Origin of the sequence: Trichodesmium erythraeum IMS101 (assembly GCF_000014265.1) — a bacterium.
Taxonomy (GTDB): domain Bacteria; phylum Cyanobacteriota; class Cyanobacteriia; order Cyanobacteriales; family Microcoleaceae; genus Trichodesmium; species Trichodesmium erythraeum.
On the sequence record NC_008312.1, the window covers coordinates 4,729,706 to 4,745,033 of the forward strand.

Sequence of the window (15,328 nt, forward strand, 5' to 3'; positions counted from 1 at the left end):
TTAGTGAAAAAATAGTAAAAAAAAGGGTATAATGTATACCTGATATGTATTTTACGTTAATTACTGGCCTGGGAAAAGTTTGATGAAAGAAACAACTTCAGTGGCCATGCCCTCTTGTTTCCATCGATGGTGCGATCGCTTTAACAATGTCTTTAAAACAAAAGCCCAAAAAACAGGGTTTAGGGAATATATAGGAGGATTACTCTTGAGAAAGCGATCGAAAAAACTTGTCTCAAATTGCCAACAACACTGTAGGTCACACGTACCACAAATTACGGCATTTTCTAGTTCGAGCAAATTGGTCTGTAGATGCTGTGAATGAGCGTCGTCTTCAAGTAATGTGGGAACGTCGCCAAACAAAACCTTCTCGATCCTATTGCTTTAATTATAGACGATTCAGGCCACAGAAAAAGTGGTAATTTTACTGCAGGAGTAGGGCGGCAATATATAGGAGAAATAGGAAAAACAGATAATGGTGTAGTCGTGGTGACAACTCATCTTTATGATGGAGTTAAAAGTCTACCTTTAGACATAGCTTTGTATCAGAAAGCTGATTCTTTTCCAAAAGGAAAAAAAGACCCAGAATTTGTCAAGAAACCAGACGAGTGCAATGTCTCTAGTAGATCAATGTTTGTCCAGAGGACACCAACCAGAAATTGTGTTAATTGAAATTTGGCTATGGTAACAATACATCATTCTTAAATCAACTAGAGAAAAGAAGTTTAACTTATATAGGAGGATTAGCTAAAAATCGAAAAGTCATCATTAAAAAACAAGATGACATTAAAGAGGAAATTAGATTAGACAAGCTGGCAGAAAGTATACCTCAGAAAGCTTTCAACTTAGTTCAACTAAGTACAAAAAATGCTAGAGAAGTTTGGGTAGCTACATTAGAAGTAGAAATATCTAGGATGTCAGGTCAAAAAACTATAGCTATCGTTATGAATGCTAAAAGTTTTTCTGAGGCCACTGATATTAACTATTATATCACTAATAGAGAAGACAAATATGTAACTCCTGAGTGGATATATTCTACTTATTCTCAAAGAAATTGGGTGGAAGTTTTCTACAGGGAAGCCAAAGGATGGTTAGGATTAAGAGAATATCAAGTCAGAGATAAAATCAGCCTTAAAAGGCATTTTATTTTAGTATTTTGTGCTTATACATTTATTATCTGGCATCAGTTAACAGGAGGTATAAGAAGGCGTTGGGCTAACAAACCATTAAATACGTTTACTGATACTTTAGAAGCATTTCGTACCGCAATATCTTATCGTTTTGTTGAGTGGTTAGATGAAAACATCGACGTATTTACCGCTCATAAAGAGAGTTTAGGGTTTGTTTGGGCTTGAAATTTGCTAAAGTCCCGCTACCAGAGATTTGATGATGTTGAGATTATCATAGGAAATTATTGGCTGCTGATATCCTCCACGTCGTTTGGCCTCAATTTGTCCAAGAGTAACGATAATGACGCAACAAATTTCGTACCATAGACAAGCTGACCTTAAATCTTTCAGCCAACTGACGTTGAGAGCCTTCTTTTGCTTCCCAAGCTATAATCACGCGACGACGCAAATCACTCGAATACGATACTGGCATTAAATTTAACAATTACATCAAACCCATTTTACCGCACTTTGTGGTTCAATTACCTGAAAAGTGCTGTAAAACCTAAGATGCAGGAGTTAAATTGAAACATCTTTATGCAATTTTTGAAACTATGGCATACTCAAAACTCTAAACACTTATTCCCCTCTGCGAATTTTTAGTGCTCCCCTGATGGTCTGTGGTCATAACTTTTTGTCTTTAAGGCTAATACACTATTTTAAAATTGACACGCTACTACAAATTTCTAATAATTAATGCTAGTATAAAGTAAAATATTATCACTAAAAATACAGATTTTTAGCTTAATTTATTGTTTAATAAACTTATACCTACTTTTACTAATAAATGAGGTACTGATAACTGATAATTGAAAATACTATGAATAATGAAACTGATACTCCTGTTAATACCGACAATTATTTATTAAGAAGCGTACATACAAACAATTTCCCTAAAATTTTAGATCAGCTAGGCATATCTTTAGTTGTTTCTACTTATCAAGCAGGTAAATTAATTGTATTGCGTGCCGATAATGGAGTAATTAATACTCACTTTCGAGCCTTTAAGAAACCTATGGGATTAGCAGTAACTAACGAAAAAATTGCTCTGGGAACTGCTTATAAAATTTGGGATTTTCGTAACGTTCCAGCAGTAGCAGAGAAAATAGAACCCCAAGGGAAATATGATGCTTGTTATTTACCAAGAAATATTCATATAACTGGAGATATTGATATCCACGAAATGGCTTGGGTGAAAGATGAATTATGGTTTATTAATACTCGTTTTTCTTGCCTTTGTACTCTCGGTCATCCTAATAGTTTTGTGCCCAGATGGCGACCTCCTTTTGTCACTGGATATGACTTAACAGACCGGTGTCATTTAAATGGATTTTGTTTAAAAAATGACCTACCAAAATATGTCACAGCTTTAGGAGAAACTGATACTGCTGCTGGTTGGAGAAAGAATAAAGCTAATGGGGGAATATTAATAGATATAGAAACAAATGAAGTATTAATTCGGAACTTATCTATGCCTCATTCTCCTAGATGGTATCAAGAACAATTATGGTTATTAGAGTCTGGTAATGGTAGTCTGGCAAAAGTTGATTTAAACCAGAGAAAATTACGAACAATTGCTAAATTACCAGGGTTTACTCGCGGTATAGATTTTTGGGGAAATTTAGCATTTATTGGTTTGTCTCAAGTTCGAGAAACTGCTGTTTTTACGGGTATGCCTATTACTGAACTTCAAGAAAGAATTTGTGGGGTTTGGGTGGTAAATATTTTAACTGGAGAAACTATCGCTTTTTTAAGATTTGAAGCTGGAGTTCAAGAAATTTTTTCTGTGGCAGTTTTGCCTAATATTCGCTTCCCAGAAATTATTGAATGGGATGAAAATTTATTAGCAAATTCCTATGTTTTACCTGATGAAGCTTTAGCAGAAACAATCAAAACAACTGTAGAAATAGCTATGGCAGAAACTCATTTACTTAAAGGAAATAAATTATATCAAAAAGGTGAATTAGTAGAAGCGATCGCTGCATATCAAGAATGTTTGAAGTTACAACCAGATTTGACAATAGCGAAATATAATTTGGGAGTTGCTTTAGGAGATAATCAACAATATGAAGCAGCAATTAATGTTTTAGAACAGGTAATTAATACAGAACCAGATAATGCCGATGTTCAAAATAGTATTGCTTATGCTTATAGTCAAAAAGGTGAATTACACAAAGCAATTAAACATTACGAAAAAGCAATTTATCTCAACGGTAATTTTGCCAAAGCACATTTTAATTTAGGCATAACTTTGTTAAAAAATGGAGATTTAAAACGAGGATTTGCAGAATGTGAATGGCGCTGGCAAACAGGACAATTTACACCCTTTCAATGTCCTCATCCACGATGGAAAGGGGAAGATATTAGCAATAAAATTTTATTAATTCATACTGAGCAAGGAGCAGGAGATGCTATTCAATTTATCCGTTATGTTCCTTTAGCAGCAAAACTTTGTCAAGGTATTATATTGGTCTGTCTACCAGAGTTAATTCCTCTATTTAAAAATATCCCAGAGATTGATAAATTAATGCCACCAGGAGAACTAAAATTATCAGAGTTTGATATCTATGTACCCTTAATGAGTTTACCCTATATTTTCGGCACAACTTTAGAAACAATTCCTGCCAATATTCCCTATCTTCAATCTACAAATAGCAACCCCATAAATCTTACTAATACTCAATATAAAGTAGGCATTGTTTGGAGTGGTAGTTCTACTCATAAAAATGATGGTAATCGTTCTTGCAAAATCACAGACTTTTTACCTATTTTACAGGTACCAGGAGTCAAATTTTATAGTCTACAAAAAGGAGAAAATAGGCAAGAATTAACTCAAGTTCCCAGTAATATTCAGATAGAAGATTTAAGTTATCAGTTAAACAATTATGCTGATACAGCAGCAGTAATAGAGCAACTAGATTTAGTAATTACTGTTGATACTTCTGTGGCACATTTAGCAGGAGCATTAGGTAAAAATGTATGGAATTTATTATGTTTTAATCCGGACTGGCGTTGGTTACAAGAAGTTGAAGATACTCTTTGGTATCCAACCATGAAATTATTCCGTCAGTCTCAGTCAAGAAAGTGGCAAGAAGTTATTGAAAAAGTTCAGGAACATTTGTGGAAAATTATCACAGGAAACATGATTATTAGTAATAAGTAAAACTTTGACTAAGCTATAAATTTAAGTCTTATGCACTCAAATAAGAAACCGGGTTTATTACTCTAATTATTATTTTTCACTATCACAAAATTTTGTCTATCAACCTAGTTTTTGCTTAAGCCCTAATATTATAAGTTTATAAGTGAAGTATGAAGTATTTTACAAATATAATATTTATTAATGATTTAATTTTAATTTATTAATATTTAATATTAATTTTATTTATAATTAATAATAATAAATAGTATTAAAAACCCTAAGTTTTTATAAGGTTATATCTATTTTGGCAAAAACTATAGATATTTATTAGCATTATTATATTTAAGTAAATTTAACTGCTAATATAAAGTCAAGTTTACTGCTGATAAAAAAATAAACTTTGCTAATTTTTTCTATGAATTTTATTTAATTTTGATTGTCTAACTATTAACTGAAAAACATATAATCTTTTGTTAGGTCTAAGTTTTATAGCAAGGTTTGAAAAATGAAAAATGTCAAAAAATAATGCTTGATATTTGAGTAAAAATACTTACGAAAAAATATTACTTCTAACATTTTTATTCTCAGTAATTGTTGATAAGTATTTTGTATTTTGGTTACTCAAATAGCTACCCAAGAGTTATTGTCTTGATCCAGGCTTAGACGAAGTCCGTGGAATTTCGATAATGCATCGTGGTAGAAAACTTTTATACCACATTGGGAGATATCCCCAAAGCTGGTTAAACCTTGCTATATGTTTTTAACAAATGTCAGTATTCACAGTATTGGGAAAAATTTATTCTTATTGGATATAGTGGCATTGAATTAGTAGTAACCTGATTAAAATTAACAGATGAATTAGTCTAAGTAAGAATTCACTCTATTTGCCTAGCCGTAATTTTTAATCGCTTCGGTAGAGGGTAGTAGTGAGTAGGTAAGGATGTTGAATAGAATTTTTGTAACCAGTAAGAAATAAATTTACTCCACCTACTTTTATTTGGGTTTTATTTATAGGTAAAAAAGTGGAAATTACTCAAGCGATCGCCCTAACTCCTGAGCTCCTTCCTCAACCCCGACTTATTTATACTGAGTCTAGTATTAACGGGACTTTAGTGAAAAAATAGTAAAAAAAAGGGTATAATGTATACCTGATATGTATTTTACGTTAATTACTGGCCTGGGAAAAGTTTGATGAAAGAAACAACTTCAGTGGCCATGCCCTCTTGTTTCCATCGATGGTGCGATCGCTTTAACAATGTCTTTAAAACAAAAGCCCAAAAAACAGGGTTTAGGGAATATATAGGAGGATTACTCTTGAGAAAGCGATCGAAAAAACTTGTCTCAAATTGCCAACAACACTGTAGGTCACACGTACCACAAATTACGGCATTTTCTAGTTCGAGCAAATTGGTCTGTAGATGCTGTGAATGAGCGTCGTCTTCAAGTAATGTGGGAACGTCGCCAAACAAAACCTTCTCGATCCTATTGCTTTAATTATAGACGATTCAGGCCACAGAAAAAGTGGTAATTTTACTGCAGGAGTAGGGCGGCAATATATAGGAGAAATAGGAAAAACAGATAATGGTGTAGTCGTGGTGACAACTCATCTTTATGATGGAGTTAAAAGTCTACCTTTAGACATAGCTTTGTATCAGAAAGCTGATTCTTTTCCAAAAGGAAAAAAAGACCCAGAATTTGTCAAGAAACCAGACGAGTGCAATGTCTCTAGTAGATCAATGTTTGTCCAGAGGACACCAACCAGAAATTGTGTTAATTGAAATTTGGCTATGGTAACAATACATCATTCTTAAATCAACTAGAGAAAAGAAGTTTAACTTATATAGGAGGATTAGCTAAAAATCGAAAAGTCATCATTAAAAAACAAGATGACATTAAAGAGGAAATTAGATTAGACAAGCTGGCAGAAAGTATACCTCAGAAAGCTTTCAACTTAGTTCAACTAAGTACAAAAAATGCTAGAGAAGTTTGGGTAGCTACATTAGAAGTAGAAATATCTAGGATGTCAGGTCAAAAAACTATAGCTATCGTTATGAATGCTAAAAGTTTTTCTGAGGCCACTGATATTAACTATTATATCACTAATAGAGAAGACAAATATGTAACTCCTGAGTGGATATATTCTACTTATTCTCAAAGAAATTGGGTGGAAGTTTTCTACAGGGAAGCCAAAGGATGGTTAGGATTAAGAGAATATCAAGTCAGAGATAAAATCAGCCTTAAAAGGCATTTTATTTTAGTATTTTGTGCTTATACATTTATTATCTGGCATCAGTTAACAGGAGGTATAAGAAGGCGTTGGGCTAACAAACCATTAAATACGTTTACTGATACTTTAGAAGCATTTCGTACCGCAATATCTTATCGTTTTGTTGAGTGGTTAGATGAAAACATCGACGTATTTACCGCTCATAAAGAGAGTTTAGGGTTTGTTTGGGCTTGAAATTTGCTAAAGTCCCGTTAATTAAGGATCTAAATTTCAGCATTTTTGATTTTTGGGAATGCTTAGCAAACAGAGATCGGCGAGAAATTTAAGGGGACTTAACGGCTTTGTTGCATGAATGTTGCGATCGCAGATGACTCCCTGGAGAGATGCAGTTCTAGATGTGTACTTGATAACTTTCGGGTTTACCATTCTGTATCATGGGGTTCAGGATAGCGCATTGAATGAATAACTCCACTGCTTGATTATCAAATTATCGTCTTCGTAACTTCCCACCAAATAAAACTTTGAACCTAAACATAGTAGACATCTCCAAAATAAAAAATAAGGTAAAATTATCAAAACCATTTATTTATAAAGTCTCCCAAATGAATCCAACTTTAGAATATATTTATAACCATCCAAAAGAAACAAAAAGAATTATTGGCATTACTTATGAACAGCTAATAAAATTAATCGCAAAGGCCCAAATAATAGAATCAGAGAAAAAGAAGGCGATCGCTAAAACAGAAAAAAGATTAATTAAAGCAGGTGGAGTCAGAAAAAAGAATTTAACAAAGGAGGAAGAAATAATTTTAACGTTATTTTATTTACATCAAATACCGACTTTTCAAACATTAGGAATTAACTTTGGTATAAGTGAATCAAGTGCTAATAATATTTTTCATTACTGGATAGATATTCTCAGAGAATTACTGCCAGCAAGTTTATTAGAACAAGTAAAAAAAAAAAGAAAATGAATTGGAATGGTTAAAGGAGATATTAACAGAATTAGAATTAATTGTAGATAGTACAGAACAAAGTAGAGAAAGACCAAGTGAATATAAAGACCAAGAAAAATATAAAATATGAAAAAATAAAAATCATACTTTTAAAAATCAAATAATAACGACACCAAAAGGAACAGAAATAGTAGATGTAATAGTAGGAGAAAAAGGTCCAGTAAATGATGTAAAAATATTAAGAAAACAACAGGATAAATTTGATAAAAAACAAAAATTTCAAGGAGATAAAGCTTATGAAGGAGTAGAAAGAACTACTACACCAAAAAAGAAACCAAGAAAAAAAGAAATGCCGCTAGAAATCAAAGAAGAAAATCAAGAAAAAGCCAGAAAGAGAATATTTGTAGAACATGTAATAAGATTAATTAAAATATTTGGAATTGCTAGAGAAAGATTCAGATTAAAAGATAATAATTATCAAAAAGTAATCTTAACAATATGTGGTTTAGTGCGACTAAGAATTGGATCTTTTATATTAGCATAAACCATCAAAAGCTGAGATAAAAATAATAAATTAAAGTACAATAAATATTTGAATTAGTAACACAAAGTATCTCTGATGCCCATAAAACTGTACAAATTAACTATCTTCATAAGTAGCGATCGCACCACTAAAGATAGTTAGGATAAGCGTTTGAGTATTTTTGGAGATGTCTAGTGGTTTCAGATAGAGAGCGTCTATGGTATCCACTTTCATGCTTCCATTTTTGCCGTCCTATTTGACGAATTCCTCTGAGGTTCTCATCTCTGGGAGCGGGTAGGGCTTTACAGTTGCCATGCTGCCTAATCACAGCATTTTTACGCGGTGGAATGGTCGTTTTTATGCCTCCTTGGTGAGCTGTTTCATAGCACTTGTATTTGTCATCAGCCCCATCACCTGAAACTTGGGCTATTTCACCTTCTACTCCATCTAATAGGTCAGAAAATACTTGGTCGTCACTCACATCATTGGTTGTGACAACTGCTGTGACAATCTCTCCGGTGGCCTCATTCACACTCTAGTAATTTACGCCATGTCCTACGTTTACCTACACCATGAATCCTGGTTTTCCATTCCCCTTCACCGTAGACTTTGACCCCTGTAGAATCAACTACCAAATGCATCCCTTCTGTCCTTGGTTTCACTGGTATCCCGATATTTAGTTTTCTGACCCTACGGCATACAGTGCTATGGTCTGGTACAGGTAAATCTAATCTCTAAAAATCAAATATAGATTCTACAAATCCTTCTGTCTGTCGCCCCGCCCTGCAAACAAACTACTGAGAGTGACCATTAGTTCAATAGCTACATCGCTATAGGTATTCGATGCTCCCTGACGTCCAGTTTGATGTTGATTTACCAACTGTTCTATCACTTCATAACTTAGCCAAAATGTCAGGCTCCCTCTCTGCTTTAAGGAGGCATCATCCATACGACCAGTTGCTAACCCGGTACTTGGACTTGGACTTAGACTTGGACTTAGACTTAGACTTGGACTTACTCATAAGGAGAGTTAATGCAGGATTTTGTGCTACCCACTGTTATTTTTACCATCTTTCCTTGCTTTGTGCAACAAAGCATAATTATATTATAAACAATCTTAACTGAATGGAACCAAAGGCCTAACTTATTTAGACTAAATCAACCAACAGATATTCTTAAAGATTTATTGCAAGATAAACGGTCTCCTGCTACTAGACATGGTTATGAAAGGGATTTAAAGGAATTTTTCAATTATGCAGTAGGTCAGTTACCCACACCAGAAATAGTCCAACAGTTCTTAAACCTAGACGAATTTACAGCCAAACAAATAGTCTTGAGTTATCGACGTTGGTTGTATTCTAAAGACCTCAAACCAGCAACAGTAAATAGAAAACTAGCAGCCATAAAAGCTTTAGTTAAGTATGCAAAAAGAATAGGCAAGAGTTGTTATGACCTAACTGACATACAAAGTGATAAAGTAATTCCCTACAGAGATACAACTGGACTACCAGTGTCACAGATTACAGCAATTTTCAGGTAAATAGACCACAGTGGTTGAACCAACCGAAGGCATCATCTTCAGTAATGAAATTTACAACTTCAGCCATTGCTTGCTCCAGTGATTCATGGGTACGTGCCTCACAAGAACGGAGAAATTGCTTCAGTTTCGACCAACAAAGCTCACACTTGTGATAAATCAGGAGAGTAAGGGGGCAAAAACTTGACTTGAGCACCGACGGACTCAATGGCAACTCTGACACGTTCAGCATGATGAACCTTGAGATTATCCATTACCACGATTGCCCCTTGCCACAACTGAGGTAGTAAGACCTGGGTTTAATAAAGTGATAAATACCTCAGTATTTGTACTTCCTGGTACAGTCATCGACGCAATCAGTCCATCCAGGTTCAAAGCACCAATCAAAGAAACATTTCCACCCTTGCTACCTGGGATACTACCAACAGCTCGTTCCCCATCTACGGCTCTGGCGAATAAACGAGACATTGACAAATTTATTCGGGCTTCATCAACAAATACTAAATTTCTGACATCAATTTTATCTAACCAACGTCGATAGTCATGTCTTAACTCTTGGACTATTGGGGTATCTTGCTCACTGGCATAAAGACTTTTTTTTTGCACCGTAAGCCTAATTTTTCTACGGCGCGATGCATGGTGGAGATACTCACCCTAATTCCTGTTGTTTCTTGATAGCGAGCGCATAATTCTCTCAGCAATAAGTCATTTTTCTCCTCTACCAGAGATTTGATGATGTTGAGATTATCATAGGAAATTATTGGCTGCTGATATCCTCCACGTCGTTTGGCCTCAATTTGTCCAAGAGTAACGATAATGACACAACAAATTTCGTACCATAGACAAGCTGACCTTAAATCTTTCAGCCAACTGACGTTGAGAGCCTTCTTTTGCTTCCCAAGCTATAATCACGCGACGACGCAAATCACTCGAATACGATACTGGCATTAAATTTAACAATTACATCAAACCCATTTTACCGCACTTTGTGGTTCAATTACCTGAAAAGTGCTGTAAACAAATACTCCAGTCGCCAAATACTAATCATTTTCAGGGAAAAAGGGACTACGCAATATTAAGACTACTTTGGGATAACGCCTTACGCCGGAGTGAAGTAGTAGCCATTGATATAGGAGATATAAGCTTAAGCGATCGTACTATTTGGATAAAAGGTAAAGGTACACAGGATAAAGAACGTATCACCATTAACCATAGAACAGTTGCAGCATTAAAAGATTATTTATCAATTAGAAAAGGTGGCATAAACGACCTATTATTTATCAGTCTTAGTTCTGCTAATTGGGGTAACAGATTGGCTGATGATACTGTGTACAACTTAGTAAAACGCACTTGTTCCGAACTAGGAATAGACAAACCCATGTCGCCACATAAAATCAGACATTCTGCCATTACTCATTTTCTAGACAAATCTGATGGAGACATTAGAAAAGTACAACAATATTCTCGTCATAAAAATGTGCAGACAGTTTTAGTCTATGACGACAATAGAAAAGACTATCAAGAACAAATGACTGATCTTATGGGAGAAGATTTTTAGGACTAAAAGTCGTGACAATTTAAAAACTAGAAATAAATTCCGAAACTCTTATCTATTTACTATTACAACCAAACCTATTCTCAAAAAGTGGTAGGATTTTGACATAAATAAAATAGGATTGCTATAGAGTTATTTTCATTTTCTGACTCACCAAAAAGATTAACTCGACCAGAAGCTTGTGGTTTAAGGCATTTAGCATTAGAAGTAGATAATATTGATGAGTCTGTTGATTATTTGAAATCTCACGGTATAGAAGTAGAAAATATTAGAATTGACGAGATAACTGGTAAGCGTTTTACTTTTTTTCCAGATCCAGATAAATTACCTTTAGAAATTTATGAAAGTTAATACAGCCCTTGACCTTGTTATTTAGATACACCTAGGCTGGCAAGATGCATGCACGACATGATTTTGATCATAAAGGCTTTAGCCTGATTTTGGTGGTTTAAGCTAAAAAAGTTAGGATTTCGGGCTGACTATGACAGAAAAGTTAAGGGACAATTCTTATTCAGATCAAAGAAAAATTTGCATAGTTTTTTTTTGGTAGTTGTACTTTCTACTCACGAATCTCTAGTTTTGTTGATAGATTTGGCCCAATTTGAGGTTCTTTGCCAGCTAAGAGTCGCTCAATATTGCTACTGTGACGCCAAATCACATATATACCACCTGCAATAGCAAATATCTTATAGAAGCCATTTTGGATCTTTCTGAAAGACTATAATGGATAGAAAATGCCATATTCTAGTAGCTTGACAGATGAGGAGTGGGTTATAATTGAACCCCTGTTACCCAAAAAGAAAAGAACTTTTCCCCCCAAATGGACTAAAAGAGAAATATTGGATGGTGTTCTCTACCAACTTAAGAATGGTTGTAACTGGTGTGATTTACCCAAGGATTTACCTCCTTATTCGACGGTATTTTGGCACTACAAACAATGGCGTATTGGAAGGAGTAATTGAGAAGATTAGAGATGTTTTACATTGGGATTTCTGCGTCAAAAGGTAAAAAAAAAGCGCTCCGGGACAACTTTAATCATCATTGACTCACTAATCATCAAAAATACTTGTAATGCAAGTACAGAGTCGAAAGGATTTTTATTACAGAGTACTAATGGAATCAAGTGGCATCTAGCAGTAGATAGCCTCGGTTTTCTTTTTTTTACTCATTTAAGCAATATCAGTCTCTGATGATGTGGGATTAATTGAAATGTTGTCTGACAATATTGATTACTTCAAATCTAAACCTGTCAATATTCCTAAAATCACTATTCTTCTCCACAGGACGGATATCACCCGGAAAAATTAACGATTGAGTTGAAAAAAATTTATCCAGCGATTATGACCAAGATTCGGTTTAAGCTCTCACCTAAGCCCTCGAAAGCCCTCGAAGAAGAAGCAGGGACAAAGGGGGGTTTAATCAGATGGGTCATTGAAAGAACTAATTCTTGGATGGAAAGATGTAAGAGTTTAGTCAAAAAAATTGATGGGAACTCTTGAGAATGCCACCACCAAGATTAATCTTTGTTTTGTTAGACTTATGCTTAAGAGATTGGCGATCGCCTGAACGGCAAAAAAAGATACACTCAGGGGTTCTATAAGGAAGTGATTGACCTGTCAAAAACATTAAACCAGAAACAGTAATAGCAGCGATAATAGAACTCAAAGAAACAATACGACTAATCATCAGAACAACAATAAATACAGAAAGTGTTCCTAAACCAACAACCCAAGACATTGCTAACAAAATACCCAGACTAGAAGCAACAGGCTTGCCACCCTTAAAACCAATCCAAATAGATTTAGTATGACCTACTATAGCAATTAATCCTGTTAAAATAACCATCCATTCTTTTGCTATATTAATGTCAGTTACTCCAGCAACAATAGTTAGGTTTTGGTCAAACACTAGAGAGTAAATATAGCGAACCAAAGCGATCGCTAATACCCCCTTGAAAATATCAATATAGCAATGAGCGCTGGCATCTTTACATACTACCAATGTCTTTATGTGTAGTATACATCCTGCTACATGACTGACATTTTTTCTATGCGATCGTGACAACGGAACGGAGGCGCAATCGCACTACCTTAAAGTTTTATGCCATGCCTGGGCTTTGTTGTATAAAGATAGAAAATATGGTAACAATAAGCGTGTGGCACAAGAAACCTATAGTAAGGGTAGAGATGAGTAAGTCCAAGTCCAAGTCTAAGTACCTCTTCAGCAACTGGTCGTAGGTCTGATGCGTCCCTAAGACAGAGAGGGAGCCTCACATTTTGGTTGAATGATGAAGTCATAGAGCAGTGAGTAAATCAACAAAAAACTGGACGTAGGGGAGCATCAAATACCTATAGCAATACGGCCATTGAATTTATGGTCACTATACAATCATTGTTTGGTCTGGCCGGACGACAGACTGAAGGTTTTGTCGAATCTATATTTCAATTGATGGACTTAGATTTACCAGTACCAGACCATAGCACTGTATCCCGTCGCTTGCTCAAACTGAATATCCAACTGCCAGTTATACCAACTAATGAAACTATTCCGTACAGTAGTAGACTCTACAGGGGTGAAAGTTTACGGAGAAGGTGAATGGAAAACAAAAGTTCATGGTGTCAGTAAACGGCGTACATGGGGTAAATTACACCTAGGAGTAAATGAGGCTACAGGAGAGATTGTCAGTGGAGTAGTGACTACCAATGATGTCAGTGATTCACAAGCATTTTCTGAACTTGAGAAATGGAGTAGATGGGGAAATAGCCCAAGTATCAGGAGATGGAGCAGAGCACAAGTATAAATGTTACCAGAAAGCTAACCAACTAGGAGCAAAAGTAACAATTCCACCCAGGAAAAATGCAGTAATAGGTCAACACGGCAACTGCAAATGCCCACCTCATCCCAGAGATGAAAACCTCAGAAGAATCAGAAAGGTAGGACGCCAAAAATGGAAGCATGAAAGTGGTTACCATCGGCGTTCTCTATCAGAAACCACAATGTTTAGACTCAAAGTGAGCTTTGGAGGTCAGTTACGACGAGGAAAATTCGAAAGCCCAAGCAGTAGAGTTGTTCATACAATGTGCCATGCTGAACCGTATGATTCAAACAGGTAAACCCAAAAGTCACAAAGTGAAAATCTAGTTAACTTCCTGATGGAAGTTTTTGGCGATTACTACTTTCATGCAACAAAGCCCCATGCCTGAAAAAATAATGTGACATAAGGATGTCAGAAAATCCTTGCCAGGCAATAATTATAGCATGGCAGCTCGGATTAAAATTTGGTATTATAGACTCCCGCGTTGCACTTTGATTTAACTGACAACAAAAGAATCACAGTGTTATGGGAGTGTATTCGCGAAGCCTCTCGAGTGAGAGAATCGCCTCAAAGAGCAACTATATTCTATATTAGAGTTGTTTGGAAATAAGGTAAAATAATTTCAGAAAAAATTTGCTATAAAAATGCTAAATATTGAACGAGCCTTAAAACAAGACAGATTACTCAGAGCATTAACACCCATTAAACCGTAAAGCATTTGAATCTTTCTTGGAGTCCTTTGGGCAAATGTATGAGCAAACATTGCACTCGCTCACCTCGTCAACGCTCTGTTGGAGGAGGTCTTTTGGCTCGTTTACGCACTCTACAAGACAAATTGTTTGACATTCTCTTCTACTTTAAATGTTACCCGACTTTTGACTTAGCTGGTATCTTGTTTGATATCGACCGTAGTCAAGCACATTATTGGGTTCATCGCTTACAAACTATGTTAGAAGCAGCCTTGGGAGAAAAAAAGGCGCGATGCATTGCGTCAAATTAACAGTGTCCAAGGATTCATAGAGCGTTTCCCTCGAGTAGAACGAGTGATAATGGATGGCACAGAACGGCCAGTACAAAGACCAACTCACTCTGAAAAACCAAAACTGAATTATTCAGGAAAAAAAAAGCGTCACACTCGCAAACATCTAGTAGCAGTTAATCAAAACAAGAAAGTGCTGGTATTGAGTCAGGCACGAGAAGGAAAGCTGCATGAAGTCGAAGTTCCATGACCAGGAAAAATTGATAGGAAATATACCTCTAGAGATTCCGATAGAAGTAGACAGTGGTTTCCAAGGTCTCCACGCATCAGTATGAAAATATCCGAATCCCCCATAAAAAACCAAAAGGGGGAGAGTTACAGCACTTTTCAGGTAATTGAACCACAAAGTGCGGTAAAATGGGTTTGAT

At 35.5% G+C, this 15,328-nt stretch carries 15 protein-coding genes and 5 pseudogenes; 12 read left to right on the forward strand and 8 right to left on the reverse strand.

All coding sequences use genetic code 11. The features are described from left to right. Positions 1–82 precede the first annotated feature (82 nt). A pseudogene (locus tag TERY_RS14735) lies at positions 83–1,352 on the forward strand (IS701 family transposase). A gap of 91 nt (positions 1,353–1,443) precedes the next feature. Here the strand turns inward: TERY_RS14735 and TERY_RS35160 are convergent. After that, the gene (locus tag TERY_RS35160; protein ID WP_196797056.1) at positions 1,444–1,599 is read right to left on the reverse strand and encodes a hypothetical protein; all 156 of its coding nucleotides are present in this window, start codon (positions 1,597–1,599) and stop codon (positions 1,444–1,446) included. 387 nt (positions 1,600–1,986) lie between these two features. Between TERY_RS35160 and TERY_RS14740 the strand changes: the two genes are divergently transcribed. The 4 genes and pseudogenes from TERY_RS14740 to TERY_RS14755 form a co-directional block, all read left to right on the forward strand. Continuing rightward, a complete protein-coding gene (locus TERY_RS14740) occupies positions 1,987–4,329 on the forward strand; it encodes a TIGR03032 family protein (protein WP_011612567.1) in 2,343 nt (780 codons plus the stop codon). Between the two features lie 1,170 nt (positions 4,330–5,499). Further along, a pseudogene (locus tag TERY_RS14745) lies at positions 5,500–6,769 on the forward strand (IS701 family transposase). 368 nt (positions 6,770–7,137) lie between these two features. Then, positions 7,138–7,509 (forward strand): transposase family protein, encoded by a 372-nt coding sequence (locus TERY_RS14750; RefSeq protein ID WP_011612568.1) that lies wholly within the window; start codon positions 7,138–7,140, stop codon positions 7,507–7,509. A gap of 124 nt (positions 7,510–7,633) precedes the next feature. Continuing rightward, positions 7,634–8,035 (forward strand): annotated as a pseudogene (locus TERY_RS14755) (transposase family protein); the annotation flags it as partial. Between the two features lie 127 nt (positions 8,036–8,162). Here the strand turns inward: TERY_RS14755 and TERY_RS26370 are convergent. The 3 genes and pseudogenes from TERY_RS26370 to TERY_RS14765 form a co-directional block, all read right to left on the reverse strand. Continuing rightward, positions 8,163–8,546, reverse strand: a complete 384-nt coding sequence (locus TERY_RS26370) for a transposase (RefSeq protein WP_063823344.1) — start codon at positions 8,544–8,546, stop codon at positions 8,163–8,165. Further along, a pseudogene (locus tag TERY_RS30780) lies at positions 8,539–8,733 on the reverse strand (transposase); the annotation flags it as partial. The pseudogene TERY_RS30780 and the gene TERY_RS26370, both read right to left, overlap by 8 nt. Before the next feature lie 35 nt (positions 8,734–8,768). After that, a complete protein-coding gene (locus tag TERY_RS14765; protein WP_052845806.1) occupies positions 8,769–8,963 on the reverse strand; it encodes a transposase in 195 nt (64 codons plus the stop codon). A gap of 237 nt (positions 8,964–9,200) precedes the next feature. Here TERY_RS14765 and TERY_RS14770 point away from each other — a divergent pair, with 237 nt between their 5' ends. Further along, complete coding sequence (locus TERY_RS14770) at positions 9,201–9,554, forward strand: site-specific integrase (RefSeq protein ID WP_011612570.1); 354 nt, start codon at positions 9,201–9,203, stop codon at positions 9,552–9,554. A gap of 140 nt (positions 9,555–9,694) precedes the next feature. On the opposite strand, the gene TERY_RS30785 is transcribed toward TERY_RS14770, so the two are convergent. From TERY_RS30785 to TERY_RS35165, 3 genes are all read right to left on the reverse strand, one after another. Further along, positions 9,695–9,805, reverse strand: coding sequence for a transposase (locus tag TERY_RS30785; protein WP_081432459.1), 111 nt, complete (start codon positions 9,803–9,805; stop codon positions 9,695–9,697). Then, positions 9,798–10,157 carry a transposase gene (locus TERY_RS30790; protein ID WP_052845807.1) on the reverse strand — a complete coding sequence of 120 codons (360 nt, stop codon included), beginning with the start codon at positions 10,155–10,157 and terminating at the stop codon, positions 9,798–9,800. Before TERY_RS30790 ends, TERY_RS30785 begins: the two co-directional genes overlap by 8 nt. Before the next feature lie 186 nt (positions 10,158–10,343). Continuing rightward, on the reverse strand, positions 10,344–10,499 hold the full coding sequence (locus TERY_RS35165) for a hypothetical protein (protein ID WP_196797058.1): 156 nt from the start codon (positions 10,497–10,499) through the stop codon (positions 10,344–10,346). Positions 10,500–10,539: 40 nt separating this feature from the next. On the opposite strand from TERY_RS35165, the gene TERY_RS14780 reads away from it, so the two are divergent. From TERY_RS14780 to TERY_RS14790, 3 genes are all read left to right on the forward strand, one after another. Beyond that, positions 10,540–11,109: a tyrosine-type recombinase/integrase gene (locus TERY_RS14780; protein ID WP_011612571.1), complete on the forward strand. Its 570-nt coding sequence runs from the start codon at positions 10,540–10,542 to the stop codon at positions 11,107–11,109. 123 nt (positions 11,110–11,232) lie between these two features. After that, on the forward strand, positions 11,233–11,457 hold the full coding sequence (locus TERY_RS14785) for a VOC family protein (RefSeq protein ID WP_370497224.1): 225 nt from the start codon (positions 11,233–11,235) through the stop codon (positions 11,455–11,457). 383 nt (positions 11,458–11,840) lie between these two features. Next, entirely contained in the window at positions 11,841–12,068 is a 228-nt protein-coding gene (locus TERY_RS14790) for a transposase (RefSeq protein WP_011612573.1), read from the forward strand. 511 nt (positions 12,069–12,579) lie between these two features. On the opposite strand, the gene TERY_RS14800 is transcribed toward TERY_RS14790, so the two are convergent. Next, the gene (locus TERY_RS14800) at positions 12,580–13,107 is read right to left on the reverse strand and encodes a glycerol-3-phosphate acyltransferase (protein WP_370495548.1); all 528 of its coding nucleotides are present in this window, start codon (positions 13,105–13,107) and stop codon (positions 12,580–12,582) included. Between the two features lie 185 nt (positions 13,108–13,292). Here TERY_RS14800 and TERY_RS14805 point away from each other — a divergent pair. The 3 genes and pseudogenes from TERY_RS14805 (at position 13,293) to TERY_RS30800 (ending at position 15,150) form a co-directional block, all read left to right on the forward strand. Beyond that, positions 13,293–14,247, forward strand: a pseudogene (locus tag TERY_RS14805) (IS5 family transposase). Between the two features lie 425 nt (positions 14,248–14,672). Next, positions 14,673–14,921 (forward strand): transposase family protein, encoded by a 249-nt coding sequence (locus TERY_RS30795; protein WP_011610837.1) that lies wholly within the window; start codon positions 14,673–14,675, stop codon positions 14,919–14,921. Continuing rightward, positions 14,908–15,150, forward strand: a complete 243-nt coding sequence (locus tag TERY_RS30800) for a transposase family protein (RefSeq protein WP_052845808.1) — start codon at positions 14,908–14,910, stop codon at positions 15,148–15,150. The genes TERY_RS30795 and TERY_RS30800 overlap by 14 nt, the downstream gene beginning before the upstream one ends. Positions 15,151–15,328 lie beyond the last annotated feature (178 nt).

Excerpts from the sequence above, each read along its gene's own strand:
- TERY_RS35165 (WP_196797058.1), bottom strand. The coding sequence starts at position 10,499 with ATGCCAGTATCGTATTCGAGTGATTTGCGTCGTCGCGTGATTATAGCT.
- TERY_RS35160 (WP_196797056.1), bottom strand. The coding sequence starts at position 1,599 with ATGCCAGTATCGTATTCGAGTGATTTGCGTCGTCGCGTGATTATAGCT.
- TERY_RS30795 (WP_011610837.1), top strand. The coding sequence starts at position 14,673 with ATGAGCAAACATTGCACTCGCTCACCTCGTCAACGCTCTGTTGGAGGA.
- TERY_RS14765 (WP_052845806.1), bottom strand. The coding sequence starts at position 8,963 with ATGGATGATGCCTCCTTAAAGCAGAGAGGGAGCCTGACATTTTGGCTA.
- TERY_RS14790 (WP_011612573.1), top strand. The coding sequence starts at position 11,841 with ATGCCATATTCTAGTAGCTTGACAGATGAGGAGTGGGTTATAATTGAA.
- TERY_RS30785 (WP_081432459.1), bottom strand. The coding sequence starts at position 9,805 with ATGGATAATCTCAAGGTTCATCATGCTGAACGTGTCAGAGTTGCCATT.
- TERY_RS14750 (WP_011612568.1), top strand. The coding sequence starts at position 7,138 with ATGAATCCAACTTTAGAATATATTTATAACCATCCAAAAGAAACAAAA.
- TERY_RS14740 (WP_011612567.1), top strand. The coding sequence starts at position 1,987 with ATGAATAATGAAACTGATACTCCTGTTAATACCGACAATTATTTATTA.